This window comes from Bradyrhizobium genosp. P (assembly GCF_049949265.1).
Classification (GTDB): Bacteria; Pseudomonadota; Alphaproteobacteria; order Rhizobiales; family Xanthobacteraceae; genus Bradyrhizobium.
Genome location: NZ_CP188195.1, coordinates 8969475 through 8993587, shown reverse-complemented (window position 1 = coordinate 8993587; position 24113 = coordinate 8969475). Strand labels below are relative to the sequence as shown.

At 59.8% G+C, this 24113-nt stretch carries 16 protein-coding genes; 5 read left to right on the top strand and 11 right to left on the bottom strand.

The features are described 5' to 3' along the window. Position 1 precedes the first annotated feature (1 nt). The 3 genes from cyoB to cyoD are packed head-to-tail and all read left to right on the top strand — an operon-like array spanning position 2 to position 3050. Complete coding sequence (gene cyoB, locus ACP2YO_RS43150; RefSeq protein WP_426437243.1) at positions 2 to 2005, top strand: cytochrome o ubiquinol oxidase subunit I; 2004 nt, start codon at positions 2 to 4, stop codon at positions 2003 to 2005. Positions 2006 to 2031: 26 nt separating this feature from the next. Continuing rightward, positions 2032 to 2670, top strand: coding sequence for a cytochrome (ubi)quinol oxidase subunit III (locus tag ACP2YO_RS43145; protein WP_426443462.1), 639 nt, complete (start codon positions 2032 to 2034; stop codon positions 2668 to 2670). Continuing rightward, complete coding sequence (gene cyoD, locus ACP2YO_RS43140) at positions 2667 to 3050, top strand: cytochrome o ubiquinol oxidase subunit IV (protein ID WP_426437242.1); 384 nt, start codon at positions 2667 to 2669, stop codon at positions 3048 to 3050. The genes ACP2YO_RS43145 and cyoD overlap by 4 nt, the downstream gene beginning before the upstream one ends. 150 nt (positions 3051 to 3200) lie before the next feature. Here cyoD and ACP2YO_RS43135 read toward each other — a convergent pair. The 9 genes from ACP2YO_RS43135 to ACP2YO_RS43095 form a co-directional block, all read right to left on the bottom strand. Beyond that, a protein-coding gene (locus ACP2YO_RS43135; RefSeq protein ID WP_426435017.1) for an IS630 family transposase occupies positions 3201 to 4150 on the bottom strand; the annotation gives its coding sequence in 2 pieces (ribosomal slippage) (positions 3201 to 3814 and positions 3814 to 4150; 951 coding nt in all). Positions 4151 to 4273: 123 nt separating this feature from the next. Beyond that, on the bottom strand, positions 4274 to 7132 hold the full coding sequence (locus ACP2YO_RS43130) for an ATP-binding protein (protein WP_426437241.1): 2859 nt from the start codon (positions 7130 to 7132) through the stop codon (positions 4274 to 4276). A gap of 37 nt (positions 7133 to 7169) precedes the next feature. Continuing rightward, the gene (locus ACP2YO_RS43125; RefSeq protein ID WP_426437240.1) at positions 7170 to 7394 is read right to left on the bottom strand and encodes a hypothetical protein; all 225 of its coding nucleotides are present in this window, start codon (positions 7392 to 7394) and stop codon (positions 7170 to 7172) included. A 126-nt stretch (positions 7395 to 7520) separates the two neighbouring features. Beyond that, positions 7521 to 8201 (bottom strand): winged helix-turn-helix domain-containing protein, encoded by a 681-nt coding sequence (locus ACP2YO_RS43120; protein WP_426437239.1) that lies wholly within the window; start codon positions 8199 to 8201, stop codon positions 7521 to 7523. Positions 8202 to 8483: 282 nt separating this feature from the next. After that, positions 8484 to 11351 (bottom strand): ATP-binding protein, encoded by a 2868-nt coding sequence (locus ACP2YO_RS43115; RefSeq protein WP_426437238.1) that lies wholly within the window; start codon positions 11349 to 11351, stop codon positions 8484 to 8486. Between the two features lie 91 nt (positions 11352 to 11442). Beyond that, positions 11443 to 14316, bottom strand: a complete 2874-nt coding sequence (locus ACP2YO_RS43110; RefSeq protein WP_426437237.1) for an ATP-binding protein — start codon at positions 14314 to 14316, stop codon at positions 11443 to 11445. A gap of 91 nt (positions 14317 to 14407) precedes the next feature. Then, positions 14408 to 15175, bottom strand: a complete 768-nt coding sequence (locus ACP2YO_RS43105) for a tetratricopeptide repeat protein (protein ID WP_426437236.1) — start codon at positions 15173 to 15175, stop codon at positions 14408 to 14410. Further along, the gene (locus ACP2YO_RS43100; RefSeq protein ID WP_426437235.1) at positions 15172 to 16038 is read right to left on the bottom strand and encodes a winged helix-turn-helix domain-containing protein; all 867 of its coding nucleotides are present in this window, start codon (positions 16036 to 16038) and stop codon (positions 15172 to 15174) included. The genes ACP2YO_RS43105 and ACP2YO_RS43100 overlap by 4 nt, the downstream gene beginning before the upstream one ends. A 128-nt stretch (positions 16039 to 16166) precedes the next feature. Beyond that, on the bottom strand, positions 16167 to 17960 hold the full coding sequence (locus ACP2YO_RS43095) for an adenylate/guanylate cyclase domain-containing protein (RefSeq protein ID WP_426437234.1): 1794 nt from the start codon (positions 17958 to 17960) through the stop codon (positions 16167 to 16169). A 649-nt stretch (positions 17961 to 18609) separates the two neighbouring features. Here ACP2YO_RS43095 and ACP2YO_RS43090 point away from each other — a divergent pair. Further along, positions 18610 to 19053, top strand: a complete 444-nt coding sequence (locus ACP2YO_RS43090) for a hypothetical protein (protein WP_426437233.1) — start codon at positions 18610 to 18612, stop codon at positions 19051 to 19053. Positions 19054 to 19103: 50 nt separating this feature from the next. Here ACP2YO_RS43090 and ACP2YO_RS43085 read toward each other — a convergent pair whose 3' ends face one another. Together ACP2YO_RS43085 and ACP2YO_RS43080 are read right to left on the bottom strand one after the other, a co-directional pair. Continuing rightward, the gene (locus ACP2YO_RS43085; protein ID WP_426437232.1) at positions 19104 to 20897 is read right to left on the bottom strand and encodes an adenylate/guanylate cyclase domain-containing protein; all 1794 of its coding nucleotides are present in this window, start codon (positions 20895 to 20897) and stop codon (positions 19104 to 19106) included. A gap of 54 nt (positions 20898 to 20951) precedes the next feature. After that, on the bottom strand, positions 20952 to 22100 hold the full coding sequence (locus tag ACP2YO_RS43080; protein ID WP_426437231.1) for an OpgC domain-containing protein: 1149 nt from the start codon (positions 22098 to 22100) through the stop codon (positions 20952 to 20954). Positions 22101 to 22467: 367 nt separating this feature from the next. Between ACP2YO_RS43080 and ACP2YO_RS43075 the strand changes: the two genes are divergently transcribed. After that, positions 22468 to 23928, top strand: coding sequence for a CoA transferase (locus ACP2YO_RS43075; RefSeq protein ID WP_426437230.1), 1461 nt, complete (start codon positions 22468 to 22470; stop codon positions 23926 to 23928). The last annotated feature ends 185 nt before the right edge of the window (positions 23929 to 24113 follow it).

Here is a 24113-nt window from a genome sequence, read left to right as displayed (position 1 = left end):
CATGTTGGGCAACCTGACCTGGGCGGCGATTCCGTTCGATCAGCCGATTGCACTGATAACGGGAGGCGTGGTGGCGATGGGCATCGTTGCCATCCTCGCCCTGATTACGCTGAAGGGGTGGTTACCGTATCTCTGGCGGGAATGGATCACCAGCGTCGACCACAAGCGGATCGGGATCATGTACATCCTGCTCGCCATGGTGATGTTGTTGCGCGGCTTCGCCGACGCGCTCATGATGCGATCGCAGCAGGCGTTGGCGTTCCGGTCGGGAGGTTACTTACCGCCCGAGCATTATGACCAGATCTTCTCGGCGCACGGCACGCTGATGATTTTCTTCGTCGCGATGACGTTTGTGATCGGATTGATGAACTTCGTCATGCCGCTGCAACTCGGGATCCGCGACGTCGCCTTCCCGACGCTGAATTCAGTCGGCTTCTGGCTCACCGCGACCGGCGCACTGCTGGTCAATGTTTCGTTGGTCGTGGGCGAGTTCGCGCGCACCGGATGGCTGCCGTTTCCGCCGCTATCCGAGATCGCCTACTCACCCGGCGTCGGCGTCGACTACTACTTGTGGTCGATCCAGATATCGGGGATCGGGACCTTGCTGACCGGGGTCAACTTCGTCACGACGGTGCTGAAGTGTCGTGCGTCCGGCATGACCTACATGCGCATGCCGGTTTTCTGTTGGGCGACGCTCGCAACCAACTTGCTGATCGTCGCCGCCTTCCCAATCCTGACCGCGACGCTGGCGATGCTGTTGCTGGACCGTTACCTTGGCTTTCACTTCTTCACGAATGAAGGCGGCGGCAACATGATGATGTTCATGAACCTGATCTGGGCATGGGGCCATCCTGAGGTCTACATCCTGATCCTGCCTTGCTTCGGCATATTCTCGGAAGTGATATCGACCTTCGCGGGCAAACCGTTGTTCGGCTACCGGTCGATGGTCATGGCGACGATGTGCATCTGCATCCTCGCCTTCATGGTGTGGCTGCACCATTTCTTCACGATGGGCGCCGGCGCCGATGTCAATGCCATCTTCGGCATTGCGACGATGATCATTGCGGTACCCACAGGCGTCAAGGTCTTCAACTGGCTGTTCACGATGTACGGCGGCCGGATCGTCTACTCCACGCCGATGCTGTGGTCGATCGGGTTCATGGTTACGTTCGTAATCGGTGGCATGACCGGCGTGCTGATGGCGGTGCCGCCGGCGGACTTCGTCCTCCATAACAGTCTTTTCATGGTGGCTCATTTCCACAATGTCATCATCGGCGGCGTGTTGTTTGGGGCGTTCGCCGGCTACACCTATTGGTTCCCGAAGGCGTTTGGCTTCCGGCTGCACGAGGGGCTGGGCAAGGCCTCGTTCTGGTGCTGGATCATCGGCTTCTATCTGGCCTTCATGCCGCTCTATGTCCTCGGCCTCATGGGAATGACGCGCCGCATGCAGCATTACGACGTCGCGGCCTGGCATCCCTGGCTGCTGGTCGCTGCCGGCGGTGCGGCCGTCATTCTCACGGGAATAATCCTGCAGATCGCGCAGATCGTCGTGAGCATTCGCAGACGCGAGAGCCTTCGTGACGAGACGGGTGATCCGTGGAACGGACGCTCGCTTGAATGGGCTACGCCCTCGCCACCGCCGGCATTCAACTTCGCGGTGCTCCCGCGCGTCGAGGGGCAGGATGCCTACTGGACCATCAAACAGCGAGTGCACCAGCAGAACACGCTGAGTGAGGAACCCAGCTATACGGATATCGAGATGCCGAGAAATAGTCCAACGGGCTTCATCTGCGCCTTCTTCGCCACCGTCTTGGGTTTCGCGTTGATCTGGCACATCTGGTGGATCGCCATTCTGGCTGGCGTAGGTGCATACGCGACTTTCGTTGTGTTCGCCTGGCGGGATCGAGTCGAATACGTCATTCCAGCCGACGAGATCGCGCGCATCGACCGGGCCAACCGAAGCAGGCGCGGCGAGGCGCTTGTCCAAATGCAGGCAGCACAATGAGCACGTTCGAGGCGGCCGCCGGCGGCATGGAACTGAATCGTGTCGCGCATCAAGAATCGAGCGATTATCGGCATACGGCGGAATCGGAAGCCGGCGGACTGGCGTCGAAGCGCATTATTGCCGGTTACGGCTTCTGGATCTTCCTGCTTAGCGACATCATCATGTTTTCCGCCTTCTTCGCTGCGTACGCGGTGCTAGTAGGGGCGACAGCGGGTGGGCCGAGTGGTCGAGAGCTTTTCAATCTACCCAATGTCGGAATCGAGACTGTCTGCCTTCTTCTCTCGAGCTTCACCTGCGGAATCGCAAGCATCGGCGCGCGAATGCACCGCGGCTCCTGGTTCTATGGTGGGATGGCGGCAACGTTCCTGCTCGGCGCAGCGTTTCTGGCCATCGAGCTTCACGAGTTTGCGGGGATGATCGCACAGAAAGCGGGCCCAACTCGAAGTGCGTTCCTCTCGGCCTTCTTCACGCTGGCCGGCTGTCACGGTGTGCATGTGACTCTGGGCCTGCTGTGGTTGCTGACCATGGTTGCCCAGGTGTTCGCCAAGGGGTACCGGCCCGATATTCTCAGACGCGTACTTTGTTTCAGCCTGTTCTGGCATGCCCTCGATATCGTTTGGGTCGCGGTCTTTACCGTGGTGTACTTGATGGGAGTCGCGCAATGAGCCATTCCGATCTGGAAAGCGACCCGCATTACGGAGACATTGTACCGGGCGACGATCGGCTTGATGCTGCCGAGGCCCCTTGGGGGTATCTGGTCGGGCTGGTGCTTGCGATGCTGCTCACCGCCGTGTCGTTCTTCATTTCCGGCACCTCGCTCGTCTGGGGTCCAAGCATTCCTGTTGCGCTGATCGTTCTCGCCATCGCGCAGATGGGTATTCATCTCGTTTTCTTTCTCAAGATCACGACCGCGCCGGACAATACCAACAACGTCCTGGCCCTTGCCTTTGGCGTGTTGATTGTTTTTCTGGTGCTCGCCGGTTCGCTTTGGATCATGGCAAACCTGAATCACAACATGATGCCGATGACCATGCCGATGGGGTGATGCTGCGACGCGATCGTCGCAGCGCAGACGCAGGCCTAATTTGATCTCACGACGGAACGCTCACTTATGGCGATCGCAAGTGAAAGAGGCGATGGTTCCCCGAACCGCTCGCGCTCGAGCCGAGCCTTGAAATGCCGGGCTAGAGCGTTTTCATGGTTGGTGACGATAACCGGCATCGGCGAGAAAGTTCAGGCATTCTGTTGGCGAGAAGCGGGTAAGGGCGTCGGCGATTGCGTTGTCGAGGGCTTCGAGAGTTCGTGCGCCTGCCTTGCGCAGCAGGGACTTTAATTTGGCGAAGAACTGCTCGATCGGATTGAGGTCCGGGCTGTATGGCGGCAGATAGCGCAACATCGCACCGGCCGCCTCAATGGCTTCGCGGACGCCCCTGACCTTGTGGCTCGACAGATTGTCCATCACGACAATGTCGCCCGACCGCAGCGTCGGAACGAGGAACTGCTCGACCCAGGCGAGGAATGTCTCGCCGTTCATCGGGCCGTCGAAGACGCACGGCGCGGTCATGCCGTCCTGGCGCAAAGCTCCGACGAAGGTGGTTGTTTTCCAATGGCCGTGCGGGACTGTGCAAACGAGCCTCTTGCCGCGCGCGCAGCGGCCGTAAAGCCGGGTCATTTTGGTGGACGCGCCGCTCTCGTCGATGAAGACCAGGCGCTCCGGGCTCAATTCCGCCTGACCGGCGCGCCATTCCACACGCGCCTCGGCGACATCGGCCCGATCTTGCTCCGCAGCTCTCAGTGACTTTTTTTGAGCGTCAGGCCGAGCTGGCGCAGGCGCTTCCACAAGCAGCCGATACTGACCTTCACGTCGTGCGTGGCCAGCAGCCACGCCCGGATCTCCTCCAGCGTGGCGTCTGGCTTGTGCACGATCCGCTGGCGCAGCGCTTCATCGTGAGCAGCAAGTTTCGGAGCCGGCCCGCGGCCCGACGGGCGAGCCGTCGTCTCGCCAGTCGCCCGCCAACGCCCCAGCGCCTTGTAAATGTAGGAAACGCTGACCCGCAGCAGCGGCGCTGCCTGATACGCTCCCATTCCGCCGTCGACGACGGAAATGACCCGTTCACGCAAATCTTGAGAATAAGGTGCTCCCATCAAAGCCTCCGCCTCGAATCAATGCGGAAACTGAATCATGGAGCAACCGCGCTGGGAATCCTCCGATTCCACCAATTGTGAAAATGCTCTAGTACGGGTTGACACCGCTCGAACCGGAAATTGTCAGTCGGCTCGCAGTTCCTGCAGCAACGATTTTGCCCGCTGAACGTCGGCGAATCTAAAGCCCTCGGTGAACCCTGAGTATACCGACTGGAGAATATCATAACCCTCGCGCCGGCGGCCGGTGGACGCAAATAACCGGCCAAGGCTGACGGCGCTGCGTAATTCAAACATGAGGGCCTGTTGGCTACGCGCCAGTTTGAGAGATCTGCGGAAATGGTCTTCCGCTTCGCCCTCAAGCGCTCGGCACGGCGATACAAGCAGAGCCTCTCCTTTGACCCGAAGCGCCTCCGGCAGCCACCAGAGCATCGAGTTGCGTTCGACGCGCTGAAGAGCCTCGTCTGCAGCGGCGAGGCTTTCGTCGAAACGCCCCGACGCCGCCAACACTTCGGCTAGATGGTCAAGAAACGGAACGTATTGAGACTCGAACTTGGCCTGGCGCAGTTTCTCGATACCTGTTCGCAGCAGGCGCTCGCCGGCCTCGATGTCCCCACGTTTCCAGCGGACCCGCCCTTCGGACGCGAAGGTAGCAACGTGGTACGCATTGAGTCCGTTCCGTTCGGCCTGGTCCCGTAGCCGGGCCAGCAGAATATCGGCAGTATCGAGATCGTCGAGGCCGACGGCAATGGAGCATGACCAGATCAGTGCCTGGCATAGGGAAGTGGGATGCGCAAACGCTTCTGCTTCGGCGATGACATCCCGGGCAGTTTCTGCCGCTTGATCGAAAAGTCCCTGGTGCATGAGGGCCCGCCCGACTACACACCGCGCGTAGATCGAATAGTCGAGCCCCCAGCGATTTATTTGCGCACGCCTCACGGCAGGTGTCACTTCGCTGTGCGCGCGGCGGCCGTAAGTGAGGGCTGCGGCGTGGTCGCCTACGAAGAAGAGAGACCCACAGGTAATGCCGTCTGTCGTAGCCCTTGCCACGCGGGCGTCGACATCGACCTGGGCGATGGTCTCGGCTCGGCGAGCCAGCGCGAGTGCCCCTCTATTGTCACCCACGCGATGGCAGAAGATGGTGAGATCGACCAGCGTTTGAAGCTGCCATGCGCGATCGCCGAAACCCTCCGCAAGTTCGTTGGCGGTGGTCAACGCCTTGCGCGCGGCATCGGTCATGCCCTGAGTGAACATCAGCGCGAAACCGAGTGCAGCCTGGAGTACCATTTCCGGACGTTTGCCGCGATCCGACAGGTCGAGGATCTCAAGCGCCTTTTCGACCCAAATACGGCATTCAGACAATCGAGGCATTTCGAGCCAGATACGCGCTGAACCCGCGACCAGCGCTACAGCCAGGGACCGGTCACCACCCGGCGCGAACGCCCAGGACAATGCACCACGCAAATTGTCAACATCGGGAGCAAACTGTTCGGCAAAATCGACATTATCGAGGTTGTCTGACTTCGCCTGGACAAGGGAAACGAAATAGTCTGCGTGACGTCGAGCGGTTGATTCCTTCTCCCCATCTTCAATGAGTCTGGCCATTGCAAACGCCCGCGCAATTTCCAGCAGGCGGAAACGCACGGCTTTTTCGCCGATCTCAGCTGCAACCAGGGACTTCTGTACCAATAAGGCTATGATGCCCGCGACATCCGCTTCGCCCGCGAGGTTCGACACTGCGCTGGCCGATTCTAGAGTGAATCCGCCGGTGAAGACAGCCAGATGCCGGAAGACCGCTTTTTCTCGCTCGTCGAGCAACTGGTAGCTCCAGTCGAGCGCAGCACCAATGGTGCGATGCCGTGGCGGCGTCCCACGATGGCTTTCCGTCAATAACGGCAGCCGGTCGTCCAGACGCGCAGCCAGACCTCGCACCCCGAACGTATCGACCCGCGCAGCCGCAAGTTCGATTGCCAAGGGATTTCCGTCGAGCTCGCGGCAGATACGCCCGGCTGCGGGCGCATCTTCGTCCATCAAATCAAATTCACTGGTCGCAGCGGCGGCCCGCTCGGAGAAAAGCTGGACCGCGGGATAGGCGAGAACCTCGGCTGCGCTCATTCCTTCCACCGGTGGCGGGCACTCCAGCGGGGAGAGCCGATAAACCTGTTCGCCTTCAACTCGAAGAGGCTCCCGGCTCGTCGCGAGCACGTGGACGCCCCGAGATCCTTTGAGGACGGCCGCCACCAACGAGGCCGCAGCATCGATAACATGCTCGCAGTTGTCGAATACGACCAGCATCCGTCTGTCACGAAGCGCAGCCAGCAACCCTGGAATCGGGTCGCCAGACCGTATCTCGATGCGAAGCACCGACGCGAGAGTGCTGGCGACCAGCGAAGAGTCTCCGATCGGTGCCAGATCTATTTGCCAGATTCCGTGCTCAAAAGCGGACAAAAGATGTTCCGCAACTCCCAGCGTCAGGGCGGTCTTGCCGATGCCTGGAGGACCGACGACGGTCAGCAGGCGCTGCGACAGCAATTTTTGAGAAATCTCCGCGACGATCGGGCCTCTGCCGATCAGTCGCGTCGCCTGGGGCGGGAGATTATTCGGAGCGACGGGCGAAGCGGTCGACGGCGGCAAATGGATCGGCCGGTCGGCAAACCTGATCGGTGCAACAAAGCGATACCCGCGTCCGGGTGCGTTGACGATATATCTTGCTCCGGATTGCCCGTCACCGAGCGCGCGGCGCAAGGAACCGACGTGAACCGCAAGATTGGCCTCTACAACGATCGTGTCAGGCCACACAATTGCGACGAGCTCCCGCTTGCTCACCAGCTCGCCAGCGCGCTCCACCAGCGCAATCAGAATTTGCAGCGCCCGGCCGCCGAGACGTACAGGGCGGTCGCCTTCCAAAAGCACTTTTTGACCCGCCAACAATTGGAACGGCCCGAAAAAGTATGTTCGTTCGCTGGTGTTGGCTCGCTCGAGCATTCCAGTCACGCAAGCTGTTGACGTTGAATGTGTAATGCTAGTTGCTCGGCCTGAGGCTGTCCATCTTCAAGCTCGGCTTCGTTGAGATCGAGCAGAAGACGGAAGAAATGATCCAGACTTTCACGGACTTGAAAAATCCGAGTTCGGAAAGGTCGCGGAAGCGATGGGGGCTGTGGGAAACCGCTTCAAACGCCGATAACGTGGAAGCGGCGGTGAAAATGGAGCGGGTGATTCCGCCGCCCACGCAGATCAAACCCGGCATACGGGATGGGTCTTTACACCCTGAAGGTCATGCTCCACGGCAAGCGCGGCGACGTGTACGAAGTGATCGAAGGGAGCTTCCTCCAATCGAACTGACTTCGGAGCACGCGAGCTGCGATTTGAGGCGTCAATTGGTTCTGGCGTACGCGTAGGCCGGCCGCGATTCTTCTGCCACGGCAACTACGACGACAGTCTTTCCGCCATCGCCGGATTCGACGATGTCAAGTATTCGGAAGTTCGGCGGCATCGCCTTTCCGATTTCACTCGCCTGGTCACCCGCGCCCTTGAAGTCCGACGACAGCGATTGCTGCAAGATGATCGTCGGATGCTGCCGGGTCGGGGTTGTCACCGCATCCTCGAGCGCGACCGGGGCAACAAAGTAATAACCACGACCGGGAACATTCACGATGTAGCGGTTGCCGCCTTGGCCGTCGCCGAGTACCCGGCGCAACGCAGCGACGTTGACGGTCAGATTTGCCTCCACCACAAAGGTGTTCGGCCAAATCAGCTCCCTCAGTTCGCAATTCGTAACCAGCTGTCCCGGATGCCTTGTCAACGCGATAAGAATATCGAGGGCACGGCTGCCGATACGCACGGCTTTAAAGCCCTCCAGAAGCAGCCGCTGGGTCGTGAACAGGCGGAAGGGGCCGAAGCAGATGGCACGGTCATGTTCCGAGACACCGGCAAAGGAGATTGCAGTGTTTTTGCCGGATCCACGCGGCGCGGCGGCTTCGAAAACGCTGGCGCTGGGCGCCGACCCGGGCTCGCGGTTATGGCCTTCTACGGTGACAGGAATGGTCTGGTCCATGATTACCTCTCAGTTCCGATTTCGTCCCCGGCGCCGTTCCGGGCCTGGTGGATCGCCCTGGGCGCAGAGGAAGAAGAGTCGCCCAGCGTCCGCACGGATTAAGTTAGCCCAGCGCCGGATCGGGTGGGGATAAGTCCGGTTAGGTGCGGTTAGTTGTAGTGAAGCAGCCCCGGCCCCCGATTGGGCTTCGGTGCGCGGCTAACTTTATATAAATGTTGATAAATCGCCCTTTGATCGTCTCCATGGCGCCGCTGTGGATAGCCGAAACGGAACAGCGTTGGATCAGGAATTTCGATTGCAGGCCTCGCCTGGGCTCCATTCTTCGAGAAGCCTTCTGACGGATTGAAGCTCGGCGGTATCGAACCCTTCCGTAAATCGCGCGTATATCGACTGCAACAAATGGTGCGCTTCGTGGACGTGACCCTGAGCATGGCGCAGCCGTCCGAGGCTCATGGTGGTTCGCAACTCCCAGAACAAGGCCCCTTGGCGGTGCGCGATATCCAGGGATTGACGGAAGCAATCCTCCGCCGGGTTTGGTTGCTCCCTGTCTGACAACAGAAGTATTTCGCCTTTGATACGGAGCGCTTCAGGCTTCCAAAACCAGAGCGGAATGTCGACAAGCTCCAGTGCCTCGTCGATTGCGGCAAGGCTGTCATCGAGGCGGCCAGCCGTCATTAGGACCTGCGCCAGGCCGCTGAGAAACCGGTCATAGATGATTTCAAATTGAGCCTGTCGTAAGCCGATTAGACAGGCGCGGAGCAATTGCTCTGCAGTCACGATATCCCCGCGCTTCGCATGCAACAGCCCGTCGAATCCAAGCGCACAAGCGGAGTAGCTGCTCATGGCGTGCTTCTCGGCATGATTCTTGAGACGCGCAATCCACGGTTCGGCGATCTCGAGTTGCCCATACGACAGGGTCGAAAGGCACCAGGTCAGCGCAAAGCCAACGGTGACGGGATGATCCTCGTCGGCTGCATCGGCCAGGACGCCGCCGATGGTTTGAGCTGATTGGTCGAGCAAGCCTTGGAGCCACTGAATCTTCGCGATTGAGGTGCGCGCATGCAAAAACGAATGTGCCATTCCATAACGAGCGATTTGCGCACGCCTTATGGCAGGCGTACTTTCCTTGTAAGCCTGCTGGGCATGGGGCAGCCCCCCGGAGAGGTCACCCATACAAATGAGTATGCCACTGAGCGAGCAATTCACCGTCCCGACGGCAACCGGATCCGCCGCTTTTCTGGCAAGCGGCGCTAGTTGACGCGCGAGATCGAGTGCCCCTCGGAAGTCCATGGAGCGTGTTGAAAAAATTATTAGACCGCTCAGGGCTCGCAGCTCGTAGTGGCGGTCCTGAAGGCATTCCGCAAGCTCCCTCGCCCTCTTTAGCGCCGAATGTGCCGTGACGCTCATGCCCTGCGTAAACATGAGGGAGAAGCCAAACTCGGTTTGCAGAGCCATCTCGATCCGCGTTCCGCGATCCGCGGGGGTGAGGATCTCGATCGCCTTCCCCGACCAGGCGTGGCATTCGGTCAGCAATGATTTCTCGATCCAGAGAGGTGCCGAACTCGCGGCCAAAGTCATGGCGACCTGTTCATCTCCGCCGGGTCCAAACGCCCATGTGAGCGCGGTTCTGATGTTGTCGATCTCGGGCGTGCATTCGGTGGCTAGATCGTTTCCAACTGAGCCAATCGAAGCGGATTCTAACAAGTCCCGGTAGTAAGCCGCATGGCGTCCCGCAAGCACATCGGCCTCGCCACTTTCCGCGAGCTTGGTCGTGGCATAGGCTCGCATCGTCTCGAGCAGGCGGAAGCGGACATCGCCATCGCCGATGTCCGCCGTGACCACTGATTTCGCGACCAAGTCAGCAATGATTTCGGTAACGTTAAACGAGTTTCCATCCGTACTCGCTGTCACCGCACGAGCCGCCTGGTCGGTGAAGCCACCTGCGAAGATCGCAAGGCGTCGAAACACTGTCTGCTCTTCTCGGCCAAGCAGCTGGTAGCTCCAGTCGAGCGTGGCGCCGATGCCGCGGTGCCGGAGGGGACCCGCGCGGCGGCCCCCGGTCAAAAATCGCAGGCGGTCATCCAGGCGGGCGCCAAGCCCGCGTACTCCAAACGTGTCGACGCGCGCGGCGGCCAGCTCGATCGCCAGCGGGACTCCGTCCAGCTTGCGACAAATCTCGCCAGCGCTCGGAGCATCCGCGTCGCTCAGCTCGAATTCGTTCATGTTTGCCGCCGCGCGCTGGACAAACAGTTGAACGGCCGCAAACCGCAGCGCTTCGGCACCACTGAGACTATCCGATATCGCTGGCACCGCGAGCGGCAGCAAGCGATGCACATATTCGCCGGGAGCGCGGAGCGGCTCCCGGCTGGTCGCCAGGATGTGCACCCTGCGGGATCCCTTCAATATCTCAGAAGCGAGGCTGGCAGCCGTCTCGATCACATGCTCACAATTGTCGAGCACAAGCAGCATTTGCTTGTCACTGAGAGCAGCGGTCAAGCCGGGCAGTGGGTTGTCGGACCGAACTTCCAGCTTCAAGGCGGAAGCCAGCGCGGTCGGCACGAGACGAGGGTCGGCAATTGGCGCCAAATCGATCAGCCAGACGCCGTGCTCATAAGCCGGCATCAGTTCTTCGGCGACGGCAAGGGCGACCACTGTCTTCCCGATGCCGCCAGATCCGACAATCGTGAGCAGTCGCTGTGTCGCAAGCTGTTGCACCAGTTTGCTGACGACGCCGGCCCGGCCGATCAGCCGGGTCAGCTGGACTGGCAGATTGTGCTGGGTCGTCAGTGAAGGCAGTTGCGTAGAGGCGTCGCTGTTTTCAACCGCGGTCGCAGCGACGAATCGGTATCCTTGCCCCGGGCTTGCCACGATAAAACGGCGGCCATCCCGCCCGTCACCCAGCGCCCGTCGCAGGCCCGCGACCTGGAGCTTCAGATTCCCTTCAACAATGTGGATGCCGGGCCAGACACGGGCGATTATTGCCTCTTTATTGACGAGTTCGCCGCGTCGCTCGACCAGCGCGACCAGAATCTCGAATGCGCGGCTGCCAAGACGGACCGGTGTCTCGCCGTCGAGAAGAAGGCGACGGCTCGGAAGCAGGCGGAAGGAGCCGAACGAGAATTCGGTCGAGGTGGCAACTGGGTCGACCATCGGAATTTGCTTCCGCAGTATAACAATCGGATAACAATAGAGCCGGCCCTGCCGCGTGTCTATCCGACCTCGCGCCCCGACATGCGGTGCATCAGGAATTCCCGTTGCGGGCTTTGCCCGAACTCCACTCTTCGAGCAGCCGCCTGGCGGATTGAAGCTCCGCCGTGTCGAATCCCTCCGTGAACCGCGCGTATACGGACTGCAACAGATGGCGTGCTTCCTGGGCGCGACCCTGAGACTCGTACAATCGTCCGAGACTCATCGTGGTGCGCAGCTCCCAGTACAAGGCCTCTTGGCTGCGCGCTATATTCAGAGACTGGTGGAAATGATCCTCCGCCAGTTGCACGTTAGCTCTGTTGGACGAAAGAAGGATTTCCCCTTTGATACGCAGTGTTTCTGGTTTCAATCCCCAGAGTGGAAGGTTGGCGAGTTCAAGCGCCTCGTCGATTGTAGCCAGGCTTTCACTAAAGCGACCGGTCTTCCGTTGGACTTCCGCCAAGCCGATGAGGAAACGGTCATAGAGAACCTCATATTGGGCCTTTCGCAAACCTTCCAGGCAGGCGCAGAGCAGGGGCTCTGCGGCCGCGATATTCCCGCGTTCGAGATGCAACAGCCCGTCGAATCCGATCGCACAAGCGTAGTAGCTGCTCATGCCGTGCTTCCCGGCATGATCTTTGAGCTGCGCAATTAGGCATTCGGCAGCCTCGAGTTGCCCGTACGAAAGGGTGCTAAGGCACCAAGTCAGTGCAAAGCTAAGCGAGACGGGATGATCCCCGTCAGCTGTATTGGCAATGAGTTCGCGGATCGTTTGAGCCGATTGATCGAGCATACCTTGGAGCCATTGAGCTTTCGCAATCATGGCGGGGGCCTGCGCGAACGAATATGCCATTCCATAGCGAACGATTTGCGCTCGCCTTATGGCGGCCGTACTTCGGCTGTGTGACTGCTGGGCATGGGCCAATGCGCCGGAGAGGTCGCCAAAACCGACGAGTATGGCACTGAGTACGCTATCCGCCGTTCCCATGGCAACCGGGTCGGATGCAGTTCTGGCAATCGACGAAAGTTGACGAGCTAGAATGAGGGCCCCTGGAAAGTCCATGAGCCGGATGCTGAACATGGTCAGGCCACCGAGAGCTCGCAGTTCATAGTCGCGATCCCGAAGCCCTTCCGCAAGCTCCCTTGCCCTCGTCAGCGCCGAATGTGCCACGACGGTCATGCCCTGGGTAAACATGAGTGAGAGGCCAAACTCGGTTTGCAGCACCATCTCGAGGTGTGTTCCACGGTCCGCGGGGTTGAGGATGTCGAGCGCCTTCCCCGACCAGCCGTGGCATTCGGTCAGCAATGATTTCTCGAGCCAGAGAGATGCCGAGGTTGCCGCCAACGCAACGGCGACCTGTCCGTCTCCGCCGGAGCCAAACGCCCAGGTGAGCGCAGTCCTGACGTTGTCGATCTCGGGCGTGTACCCGGCGGCCAGATGGTCTCCAATTGAACCAATCGACGCGGATTCCAACAAGTCCCGGTAGTAGGTCGCATGGCATCGAGCTACCGCATCGGCTTCGTCACTGTCCGCGAGCTTGGCCGCCGCATAGCTTCGCATCGTCTCGAGCAGGCGGAAGCGGACATCGCCATCGCCGACGTCCGCCGTAACCATCGACTTTGCAACCAGGTCAGCAACGATGCCGGTGATGTCCGATGGACTTCCACCCGTGGCCACGGCCACGGCGTGCGCGGCCTCCTCGGTGAAGCCGCCTGCGAAGATCGCGAGGCGTCGGAACACCGTCTGCTCCTGCCGGCTAAGGAGCTGATGGCTCCAGTCGAGCGTCGCGCCGATGGCGCGATGTCGGGCGGGAGCCGCACGGCGGCCGCCGGTCAAAAATTGCAAGCGGTCATCCAGGCGTGACGCAAGCCCGCGCACTCCAAACGTGTCGACGCGTGCGGCGGCCAGCTCGATCGCCAGCGGAACTCCGTCCAGCTTGCGACAGATCTCGCCGGCGCTCGGAGCATCCGCGTCGCTCAGTTCGAAGTCATTCAGATTCGCCGCGGCGCGTTCGACGAAGAGCTGAACGGATGGAAATCGCATCGCCTCGGCGGCGGAGAGTCGGGCCGGCTCGCTCGGAATGTCCAGCGGCGACAGGCGGTAGAGCCTTTCGCCATTCACGCCCAACGGCTCGCGGCTGGTCGCAAGGATATGCACCTTGCGGGTCCCCTTCATGACCTCGGCGGTGAGGCTGGCAGCCGCTTCTATCACATGCTCACAATTATCGAGCACAAGCAGCATATGCCTATCACTGAGAGCGGCGACCAAGCCGGGCAGGGGGTTGTCGGACCGCACTTCGAGCCTCAGCGCGGAAGCCAACGCCGTCGGCACGAGGCGAGGGTCAGCGATCGGTGCCAAATCGATCAACCAGACGCCGTGCTCGTAGGCCGGCATCAATTCTTCGGCGACGTTAACGGCGACGGCTGTTTTGCCGATGCCGCCGGCTCCAACGATCGTGAGTAGCCGCTGCGTCGCGAGTTGTTCTAGGAGCTTGCTCACGACGTCGGCGCGGCCGATCAAGCGTGTCAACTGGACCGGCAGATTATGCTGTGTCGTCAATAAAGGCAGTTGCGTGCGGGCATCGCTGTTTTCGGCTGTGACTGCCGCGACGAACCGGTAGCCTCGTCCCGAACTTGCCACAATATAACGGCGGCCATCCCGTCCGTCACCCAGTGCCCGTCGGAGGCTCGCGACCTGAAATTTCAGATTCCCTTCAGCAATGCGGGTGCTCGGCCAGACACGGGCAATTAGCGCTTCTTTACTGATTAGTTCGCCGTGTTGCTCGACCAGCGCGACCAGAATTTCGAGCGCGCGGCTGCCAAGACGGACCGGTGTCTCGCCGTCGAGCAGCAAGTGCCGCCCTGGAAGCAAGCGGAAAGGGCCGAACGAGAACGAGGAATCGGTCGAGGCAGAAACCGGGTCGACCATTGAGACTAGCTTCCGAAATATGGCAACGGGCCGACAATAGAGTCGGCCTTGCAGCTTGTCCATCCGACCTCACGCACCCTCAGGCGACGTGTTAGGACCGTTCGTTAGAGGTCTCGGCTGGACTCCATTCTTCGAGAAGATGTCTGGCGGATTGGAGTTCGGCCGTAGCCAACCCTTCCGTAAATCGGGCATACACGGATTGCAGCAGATCGCGTGCTTCGTCGACGCGACCCTGAGCGTGGTGCAGCCGTCCGAGGCTCATCGTGGTGCGCAGCTCCCAGAACAAGGCCCCTTGACGACGCGCAACGTCTAACGATTGATGAAAATGATCTTCCGTCAGTTGCAAGTTCGTTTTGTTTGACGACAGAAGAATTTCGCCCTTGACGCGCAGCGCTTCAGCTCTCCGCGGCCAGAGTGGAAGGTCGGCGAGTTCAAGAGCCTCGTCGATTGCGGCGAGGCTCTCATCAAAGCGGCCGGCCGCCAGCAGGACCTCCGCCAGGCCAATCAGGAACCGATCATAGAGGACCTCGTATTGAGCTTGTCGCAAGCCTTTTAGGCAAGCGCGGAGCAACTGCTCTCCAGCCGCGATATCTCCGCGTTCCGCACGCAAGAGGCCCTCGAATCCGAGCGCGCAAGCGTAGTAGCTGCTCATCGCGTGCTTCCCGGCGTGATCTTTGAGCCAGGCGATCCAGGGTTCAGCGGTCTCGAGTTGCCCATGCGAAAGGGTCAAAAGGCACCAGTTGAGCGCAAAAGCGACCGAGACGGGCTGGTCCGTGTCGGCTGTATCGGCCAGGACGCCACAGATGGTTTGAGCCGATTGATCGAGCATACCCTGGAGCCATTGGGCCATCGCCATCATGGTGGGGGCCTGCACAAACGAATATGCCATTCCATAGCGCACGATTTGTGCTCGCTGTATGTTGGGCGTATTGTCGCCAGGATGTGCACCCTACGGGATCCCTTCAATATCTCAGAAGCGAGGCTGGCTGCCGTCTCGATCACATGCTCGCAATTGTCGAACACCAGCAGCATTATCTTATCGCTGAGAGCGGCGACCAGGCCAGGCATTGGATTGTCGGACCGAACTTCGAGCCTCCGCGCGGAAGCCAATGCCGTCGGAACGAGATGACGGTCGGTGATCGGCGCCAGATCGATCAGCCAGATTCCGTGCGCGTAAGCCGGTATCAGGTCTTCAGCGACAGCAAGGGCAACCACAGTCTTCCCGATGCCGCCAGATCCGACGATCGTGAGCAGTCGCTGCGTCGCAAGCTGTTCTACCAGTTTGCTGACGACGCCGGCGCGGCCGATCAAACGGGTCAGCTGGACCGGCAGATTATGCCTGGCCGTCGACGGCGGTATTTTGATATTGGCAACGCTATCGTCTCTCACGGAGACTGCCGCGACGAAGCGGTAACGCTGTCCCGGGCTTGCCACGATAAAACGGCGGCCGTCCCGCCCGTCACCCAGTGCCCGTCGCAAACCCGCGACCTGGAATTTCAGATTCCCTTCGGCAATGTGGATGCCGGGCCACACGCGCTCGATGAGTGCCTCCTTACTGACGAGTTCGCCGTATCGCTCGACGAGCGCGACCAGAATTTCGAGCGCCCGGCTGCCAAGACGTACCGGCGTGTCGCCGTCGAGCAGCAGATGCCGGCCTGGAAGCAAGGAGAACGAGCCGAAGGAGAATGCGGGGTCAATCAAGGCGGCCACCGGATCGGCCATCCGAATTTCCCCTCCTGCTAAGATATGGTGCTTTCACAGCATCAGAGCCGAAGTTCCCGGTTGTTTATCCGACCTCGCGAGGTCTGGCCGATGGGCGCTGCTGCAGCGGTGAAGGGCTCGTCGCGATATTACTCTGCCAGTCCAGCCTTGCGCAGGCCGGTGAGAAATCGCTCGCGATCCGGCTCGCGACGGAACGGCCGGACCAGGCGCGGGTCGGTTATCGACAATCCCGGCAACAGCCGCACAAGACCATCGAGTCCAGCCTTCGCCTCCGGCTTGCGGCCGAGATGTGCTGCGGCCGCGGTCAACGTGCCATGCGAGTCGGGGAAGGATGGATTGACGTCGATTGCCTGTTTGGCGCTATCCACCGCTTCGGTGAAGCGCTCCGCATGCAGATGCGACCATGCGCTGCAAGTATGCCAGATGACCATCAGGTAATCGCGCGGGCTCAGCCGCATGGCTTCCTGCAACGCCGCGAGCGACTGCTCCGGATCGCCACCGAAGCTGTAAGCGGCGCCGAGATATCCGCGCGCGAAGCTCGAATTCGGATCGAACTCGATCGCGCGATGCAGACGCCTGATTGCGTCATCGTGTTGATTTGTGAAAAGCTCATAAACGGCGAGTGCAGTTTGTGCTCCAGCGTCCCGGTCGTCGGCGGCCACCGCCCCGCGAGCGGCATCGCCCATCCGCTCCATCGCAATGCAAGGCGGCTCCTTGGTCCAGCCAAACAGACTACCCATGTGCCAGTTGTAGGCAAGATCGGCGAGCGCCATCGCATTAGTCGGATCGCTGCGCAGAATCTCATCGATCAGGCCGATTGCGTCGTCGAAATCCTCGCGCGTAAATCGCTGGACATGCCAATGCGCGCGCATCACGCGCTCCCATTGGCCCAGTTCTGATACGTCCTTGCCATGGGTGCGCTGAATCTCGGCAGCCACGATGCCCGGCGCAATGGCTCCTATGATGCTGTGGGTGATCTCGTCCTGAACGGCAAAGATATCCTCGAGCGGGCGATCATAGCGTTCCGCCCAGACGTGATGGCCACCATTCGTGTCGATCAACTGGGCTGTTATGCGAACGCGGTTGCCGGATTTCCGAACGCTGCCTTCAGGCACGTAGCGCACGCCGAGTTCACGGCCGACCTGTCGTATATCGATGGACTTGCCTTTATAGGTGAATGAAGAATTCCGGGCGATGACGAACAGCCATTTCGCTTTGGACATCGCTGTGATGATGTCTTCGGCTATGCCGTCGGCAAAGAACTCCTGGTCGGCGTCGCCGCTCATGTTCTGGAACGCGAGGACCGCGATCGACGGCTTATCGGGAAGCGCGAGAGGTGCCGAAGGATTTTGGACCGCGCCGGGTTCGCTTTGCGCCTGCGGTTTCGCTGATGCGACCGCTCCGACCTGAAGTGAATAAACCCGGATTGGGTCGATAATGTTCTTGAGTTGAGTCGCACCGAGGTCGCTGACCGCCAGATCAAGCCGAGCCTTGACCTGTCGGTAGGCGTCCTCCGAAAGGCAAATGGCGCCGGGCGTGGCTATCCCCTCCAGTCGCGCGGCGATATTGACGCCGTCACCCATCAGGTCCCCGTCGCGCTCCTCGACGACGTCGCCGAGATGGATGCCGATGCGAAAGTCGATGCGCCGCTCGGCCGGCAGACCGGTATTGCGCTCGACCATGCCACGCTGTACTTCGATCGCGCAGAGCACCGCGTTAACGACGCTGCGGAATTCGGCCAGAATTCCGTCACCCGTGCGTTTCACGATGCGGCCTTTATGGACCGCGATCGTCGGATCGACCAGGTCGCTCTGCAGCGTCCGGAGTCGCGCCAGCGTACGATCCTCATCCGTACTGGTGAGCCGGCTATATCCGACGATATCGGCCGCCAGTATCGCCGTAATTTTTCTTGTATCGCTCATGCCGTCTCCTTAATCCTATCCTCGTTGCCCAAAGGGCGCGAAGCGAAACGCAGGGAGCGCGGGAAACCCACAAGGACACCCAGGCTGAAAAGAAGGCGCTGAAAAGAGCGAGGCTTGGGGCATCTTGTGAGGAGCATCCGCTCATGAGGCACAAGCCTGGTGCGATCCAAGGCCGATGAGCAATCGTGTTCGGTCGTCCGTTCATTGAAAGCTCGCGAACGATCCGATTGTGTCCGGCGCTCACTAACGTACCAAGCCGTCATCCATGCAAACTGAATAGGGGAAAGGACTGCCGTCCAGCACCATGGATTGCCTCCGCCATGCTATGACGCGCACGCGGTCGAGCCGAATGAATCGTGCCAAATCAGAGTAAATTTCTGCAAATAGGGTATGTGACACGGGCCAATGCAGGCGACATGCGATACGCCATCGAACGCATCTTGGCCGATCCCCGATCGGCTGATGTTAACGAGGTCGGACGGGAGATTGAACCGTGCCGTTTGGAATGTTACCTCGGAACGAAGGGCTGTGACTCGTTCCCGCCGGAATGTTTGGCGTCGAGCCGGCTTTGCGTGATGGCTTGGAGACATGAGCACGAGGGCTCGAAAAGATCCTCCCATCGTGTTTCCCAACGGCGGAGGAGGCAAGAGTGTTTGACGTTATCCTGAAATGCGTAACCGCCGGAAGCATTGTGACCGGTATCATCGCAGTCTACATCGCTCTTAGAAACAATAACCGCCAAATAGGCGCCCAGATATTTCTCGCCTACTCGGACCGCATTCATCGGCTGCGGAATTCATTACCCATCGAGGCCGATATCTATCAGATGCCCGATGCAATCACGGGCGAAGCTGCCGAAAAGGCGCGACGTGCGGTTATCACGTCCTATTACCTCATATTCGAATATTACTCGCTGCACCGCCGAGGCTACGTCGCCGATGCGATCTGGAGCATCTGGGAGGAGGATATCGCCCGGCTATTGAATACGCCCGCATTCCAACAGGAATGGCCATTGGTGCGTCGAAGCTTTGAAAGCCACCGGCACTTTTCCGGATGGGTTATCGAACTAAATCAGTCGCAGCGAAGCAACTAATGCCGTCTGGCCGATTGGCCGGCTTCAGCGGCGGACCGCGGCTCGCGATCTTACTCCGGCAGTCCGGCCTTGCGTAGGCCGGCGATAAATCGCTCGCGGTCCGCCAGGCGGCGAAACGGCCGCATCAAGCGCGGGTCAGTTATGGACAAACCCGGCAACAGCCGCACAAAGCCGTCGAGCCCGGCATGCGCTTCCGCCATGCGCCCGAGATGCGCTGCGGCCGCAGTCAGCGTGCCGTGTGAAGCGGGGAAGTATGGATTGAAGTCGATCGCCTGTTTGGCGCACTCGATCGATTCGACAAAGCGCTCCGCGTGCAAATGCGACCACGCGCTGCAGGAGTGCCAGATCACCATCAGGTAATCGCGTGGACTCAACCGGATCGCTTCCTGCAGGGCAGCGAGAGCGTGGTCGGGCTCACCCCCGAAGCAGTAGGCGGCGCCGAGGTAGCCACGCGCGAAGCTCGAATTCGGGTCAAGCTCGATCGCGCGATGCAGACGCCTGATTGCCTCATCGTGCTGATTTGTGAAAAGCTCATAAACAGCGAGCGTGGTTTGTGCCGCCGCGTCCCGATCGTCGGCGGTGACCGAGCGGCGCGCGGCCTCGCCCACCCGTTCGATCGCAACACTAGGCGCTTCTTTGGTCCAGCCAAATAGACTGCCCATATGCCAGTTGAAGGCAAGATCGGCGAGCGCCATCGCGTTGGTTGGATCATGGTGCAGGATCTCATCGCTTAGGCGAATGGCTTCGTTATAATCCTCGCGGGTAAATCGCCGGACATGCCAATGTGCGCGCATCACGCGCTCCCATTGGCCGAGTTCTGCGGCGTCCTTGCCATGCGTACGCTGAATCTCCGCCGCGACGATGCCCGGCGCGATGGCGCCTATAATGCTATGGGTGATCTCGTCCTGAACGGCGAAGATATCTTCGAGAGCCCGATCATAGCGCTCCGCCCAGACGTGGTGGCCGCCATTGGTGTCGATCAACTGGGCCGCTATGCGGACGCGGCTGCCGGCCTTCCGCACGCTGCCTTCGAGTACGTAGCGCACGCCGAGTTCGCGGCCGACCTGTCGCATATCGGTGGACTTGCCCTTGTAGGTGAACGATGAGTTGCGGGCGATAACGAATAGCCACTTCGCTTTGGATAACGCGGTGATGATGTCTTCGGCGATGCCGTCGGCAAAGAATTCCTGATCGGCGTCGCCGCTCATATTCTGGAAGGCGAGAACCGCGATCGATGGCTTGTCGGGAAGCGCAAGGGGTGAGAGAGGCTTTTGGAGCGTGTTATGCTCGTTTTGTGCCCGCGGTTTCGTGCCTGTCGTCACTCCGACTTGAAGCGAATACACCCGGATCGGATCGATAATGTTCTTGAGTTGAGTTTCGCCAAGATCGCTGACCGCGAGATCAAGCCGGGCCTTGACCTGCCGGTAGGCGTCCTCAGAAAGGCAAATTGCGCCCGGCGTGGCTATTCCCTCCAGTCGCGCGGCGATATTGACGCCGTCGCCCATCAGGTCACCATCGCGCTCTTCGACGACGTCGCCGAGATGGATGCCGATGCGAAAGTCGATGCGCCGCTCGGCAGGCAGGCCCGTATTGCGTTCGACCATGGCGCGCTGCACTTCGATCGCACAGAGCACCGCGTTGACGACGCTACGGAACTCGACCAGGATTCCGTCGCCCGTGCGCTTCACGATACGGCCTTTATGGACCGCGATCGTTGGGTCGATCAGGTCGCTCTGCAGCGTCCGGAGCCGGGCCAGTGTGCGATCTTCATCCGTGCTGGTGAGCCGGCTATATCCGACAATATCAGCCGCCAGTATCGCTGTGATTTTTCGGGTATCGCTCATGGCGCCACACATCTTTCAGCTGAACCGTAAACTCGTCTCTCAGAATTGGATCCATCAAGCGATCACAGCAACTGGAGCTGCCCGCGGCGCCTTGTCCGTGCGCTTCGACCATGAACGGTAATAGGCAATCACGGTCATCGCCGCGATCCCAACAAGGCTGACAAGAACCTGCATCCAGATATCGCCAGACACTTCCACCAGGACGAAATGAGCGACGAATGACAGGAATATTCCCGAACAAAACGCCTCGAGGGATTGCTGACCGCATTTGATCGCTGGACGGAAAACCCGCCACTCCAGGCCGGGCCAATCGCGCGGCAATAGCCGCACCACCATGAACACGAACACGATGAAATGCAGCAAACGATAGGGAGCAAGGTTGGTCTTGTCGTTCGGCGTGAACGTATCGTAGACGGGCGAAGGAATCAGAGTCTTGAGTTCGGGAAATCGGGCTGCCATCGTAATCACGAGGGCAAATAGCAAATAGGCGATCCCGAGAACAAGCGCCGTCCGAGAGCGGATGAAGGGCATCGTTGTACTTGCGCCCCCAAGCGCGAACCAGGCGCCGAACGTGAACAGAAATTGCCACGCAAACGGATTGAAATACCAGTAACCCCTCGGATAGGCTGACAAATTCCAACCGAAATGCCGTGCCGCGACATAGAGCAGTGCGGATCCGGCCAGCACCCAATTTGGTTTGCGCAGCATCATCCATAGGACGGGAGGAAAGACCCCCATCAGGACAATATATAGCGGCAAGACGTCCATATTGACCGGCTTGAACCGAAGGATCAGGCCTTCGAACAGGGTTTGCGCCGGATTATGCAGGAATCCCTGGATATTAAACTCGTCGGCGAAACTCTTGTTTCCGTATTTCTGCGCCAGATATCCGATCTCCGCCAGATAAAGCACGAACAGGAAGACATGCGCGACGTAAATCTGCCAGACGCGCCTGATCAGGCGCGTTGCGCCGACGATGAAACCCCGCTCGATCATCATGCGGGCGAAGACGAACGCCACCGTGTAGCCGGAAATGAAAATGAACAGGTCGGCGGCGTCGCTGAATCCATAATTCCTTGTCGTGACCCAGTTCACCACATTATTCGGAATATGGTCGAGAAAAATTCCCCAATTGGCGACGCCGCGAAACAAGTCGAGGCGTAGATCGCGCCCCTTGACCGGTAGTTGAGCCTGGATCTTCATGCTTGGCCTGCTGGTTTTGCGTTTGTCACAACCTGCCTGGCCAAAACGTCGCTAAGCCAGCATTGGGCCTTCTCTATTGGGACCAGACTGTTCGCGGCGAGTCTCGCGGGCTAGTTAAAGGGTACAAAAAGTTACGAATGCTCCTGTTGGCGGACCTGACGAATGGATGTCAGAAGGGAGCTACGTTCCGTTTCCGCTGACGATTAGCTGGCTTTTGGAACGTTTTATTGACGCACCTGTCGCAAGGCGATCTAGGAGATTGCGAGGATTTATCGGCCGGACAAGCCATGCGAGCGGCAGCGCATAATTGAAGAAGTTGCTGTTGGCAGAATATCGCCGCGCTGGATCCGTCTTGCGGAGAAGCGCGATGCTGAATTATCCGATCGTCAACAATCACGACGACCTAGCCAAAGTCGTGGATCTTATCCTCAGCGAGGCCGGGCTGGATCGCGAGGACCAGGGCGGGGCGCTGACATTCGCCGGAATGGATCCTATTCGCCCGACGCATATCAAGGTCGGGAGCGTTGCCGCTGCCGTGACTTCGGCGAACGCGATTGCGAGCGCGATCCTTTGGCGCAAGCGTACCGGGCAGGGTCAAGACATCCATGTCGACCTGCGCAAAGCCTATGTTGCACAAAGTCCCTGGCAGGACATCCTCGCGGGCTGCACATTGATTAATGGTACGCCGCAGATGTTCGGCGGGAATGTCGGACAGTTGGGCGTCCATATCCTGCCGACGCGTGACGGGCGATGGGTCGTGCTCAACTCAAACTACGTCTCCAACACGGCGCGGATATGTAATCTGCTCGACTGCGGCGTGCTGCCCATGCAACTCGAGCGTGCCACCCAAAAATGGGACTCGCAGGATCTGGAAAGGGCGGCGCAGGATGCTGCAGTGCCTTTGGTGGTCTGTCGCACACGCGCGGAATATCACGCCACCGAGCAGTACCGGCAGCACATGGCCACCCCGCTGATCGATATTGAAAAGATCGGCGATAGCGCGCCCGAAGAATTGCCAAGTGGACCTCGGCCGCTTTCCGGCCTGCGCGTACTGGGCATGGTCCATGTCGTGGCCGGGCCGGCCGCCATGCGTCAACTGGCCGCTCAGGGCGCGGATTGTCTTAACCTGAACACGCTGGATTGGATCGAAGAGCCGACCATATATTTGCAGTGCGATGCCGGCATGCGCCAAGCTTATCTGGACGCTCGTATCGATGCCAACAGAAAGCCGATTTACGAGCTTGCCAAGCAAGCCGACGTTTTCGTCGAGAATCTACGTCCGTTGCTCGCATCCCGAGAGGGATTTTCTGCCGAAACCCTGGCGCAGCATCGTCCTGGAATAATCTATGTTGACCTGAAGCTTAACTCACGCAAGGGCCCATGGGCTGATTGGATGGGCTACGACTACATGGCTGCTGGGCTAACCGGGCTGTTTTGCGATATCGGCTCAGTCGATCAGCCGCAGTTGCCGCACGGGGTCAATGTCATCTGTGACTTCCTGACCGGTTACCTGGGCGCGATTGGTGTGCAGGCTGCGCTGCTGCGCCGCGCGACGGAGGGCGGTAGCTACCGCGTCTCCGTTAATCTCACACAGACCGTCATGCTTGAGCAGGCGATCGGGTTGGTTGACAATGCGACGCTTCTGAAGCTGGACACTCTTGGCTCCGATCACAAACCTGCCAAGCCAAACCTCCAGACGGGACAGACCTCATTCGGCGAGTTCACTCGATTGGGTTCTCAGGTCGAGATGAGCAAGACGCCGGAGTTTTGGGCAGATCCCCTTATCCATCCAATTGGCTCCAGCCGCCCGGTGTGGCTGCCCCGTTGAACACTGTACAGGCAAACACCAGCAGCAGTCGATCAGGCGCTTCGCTTTAGCCGCACATCATCGGGCTTGCCGCCTCGCGAACTATCCAACATCGTGCATCTCGGACGGCAACTCCGCTTGTTGTCCGCCGAGACGATTAGCAGGCTTTTGGAACGTTTTATTGGCGCAGCTGCCGCAAGGCGACG

What these genes read in the sequence shown, in the direction of transcription:
- cyoB (WP_426437243.1), top strand. Translation starts at nt 2, where the DNA reads ATGTTGGGCAACCTGACCTGGGCGGCGATTCCGTTCGATCAGCCGATT.
- ACP2YO_RS43145 (WP_426443462.1), top strand. Translation starts at nt 2,032, where the DNA reads ATGGAACTGAATCGTGTCGCGCATCAAGAATCGAGCGATTATCGGCAT.
- cyoD (WP_426437242.1), top strand. Translation starts at nt 2,667, where the DNA reads ATGAGCCATTCCGATCTGGAAAGCGACCCGCATTACGGAGACATTGTA.
- ACP2YO_RS43130 (WP_426437241.1), bottom strand. Translation starts at nt 7,132, where the DNA reads ATGCTCGAGCGAGCCAACACCAGCGAACGAACATACTTTTTCGGGCCG.
- ACP2YO_RS43125 (WP_426437240.1), bottom strand. Translation starts at nt 7,394, where the DNA reads ATGCCGGGTTTGATCTGCGTGGGCGGCGGAATCACCCGCTCCATTTTC.
- ACP2YO_RS43120 (WP_426437239.1), bottom strand. Translation starts at nt 8,201, where the DNA reads ATGGACCAGACCATTCCTGTCACCGTAGAAGGCCATAACCGCGAGCCC.
- ACP2YO_RS43115 (WP_426437238.1), bottom strand. Translation starts at nt 11,351, where the DNA reads ATGGTCGACCCAGTTGCCACCTCGACCGAATTCTCGTTCGGCTCCTTC.
- ACP2YO_RS43110 (WP_426437237.1), bottom strand. Translation starts at nt 14,316, where the DNA reads ATGGTCGACCCGGTTTCTGCCTCGACCGATTCCTCGTTCTCGTTCGGC.
- ACP2YO_RS43105 (WP_426437236.1), bottom strand. Translation starts at nt 15,175, where the DNA reads ATGATGGCGATGGCCCAATGGCTCCAGGGTATGCTCGATCAATCGGCT.
- ACP2YO_RS43100 (WP_426437235.1), bottom strand. Translation starts at nt 16,038, where the DNA reads ATGGCCGATCCGGTGGCCGCCTTGATTGACCCCGCATTCTCCTTCGGC.
- ACP2YO_RS43095 (WP_426437234.1), bottom strand. Translation starts at nt 17,960, where the DNA reads ATGAGCGATACAAGAAAAATTACGGCGATACTGGCGGCCGATATCGTC.
- ACP2YO_RS43085 (WP_426437232.1), bottom strand. Translation starts at nt 20,897, where the DNA reads ATGAGCGATACCCGAAAAATCACAGCGATACTGGCGGCTGATATTGTC.
- ACP2YO_RS43080 (WP_426437231.1), bottom strand. Translation starts at nt 22,100, where the DNA reads ATGAAGATCCAGGCTCAACTACCGGTCAAGGGGCGCGATCTACGCCTC.
- ACP2YO_RS43075 (WP_426437230.1), top strand. Translation starts at nt 22,468, where the DNA reads ATGCTGAATTATCCGATCGTCAACAATCACGACGACCTAGCCAAAGTC.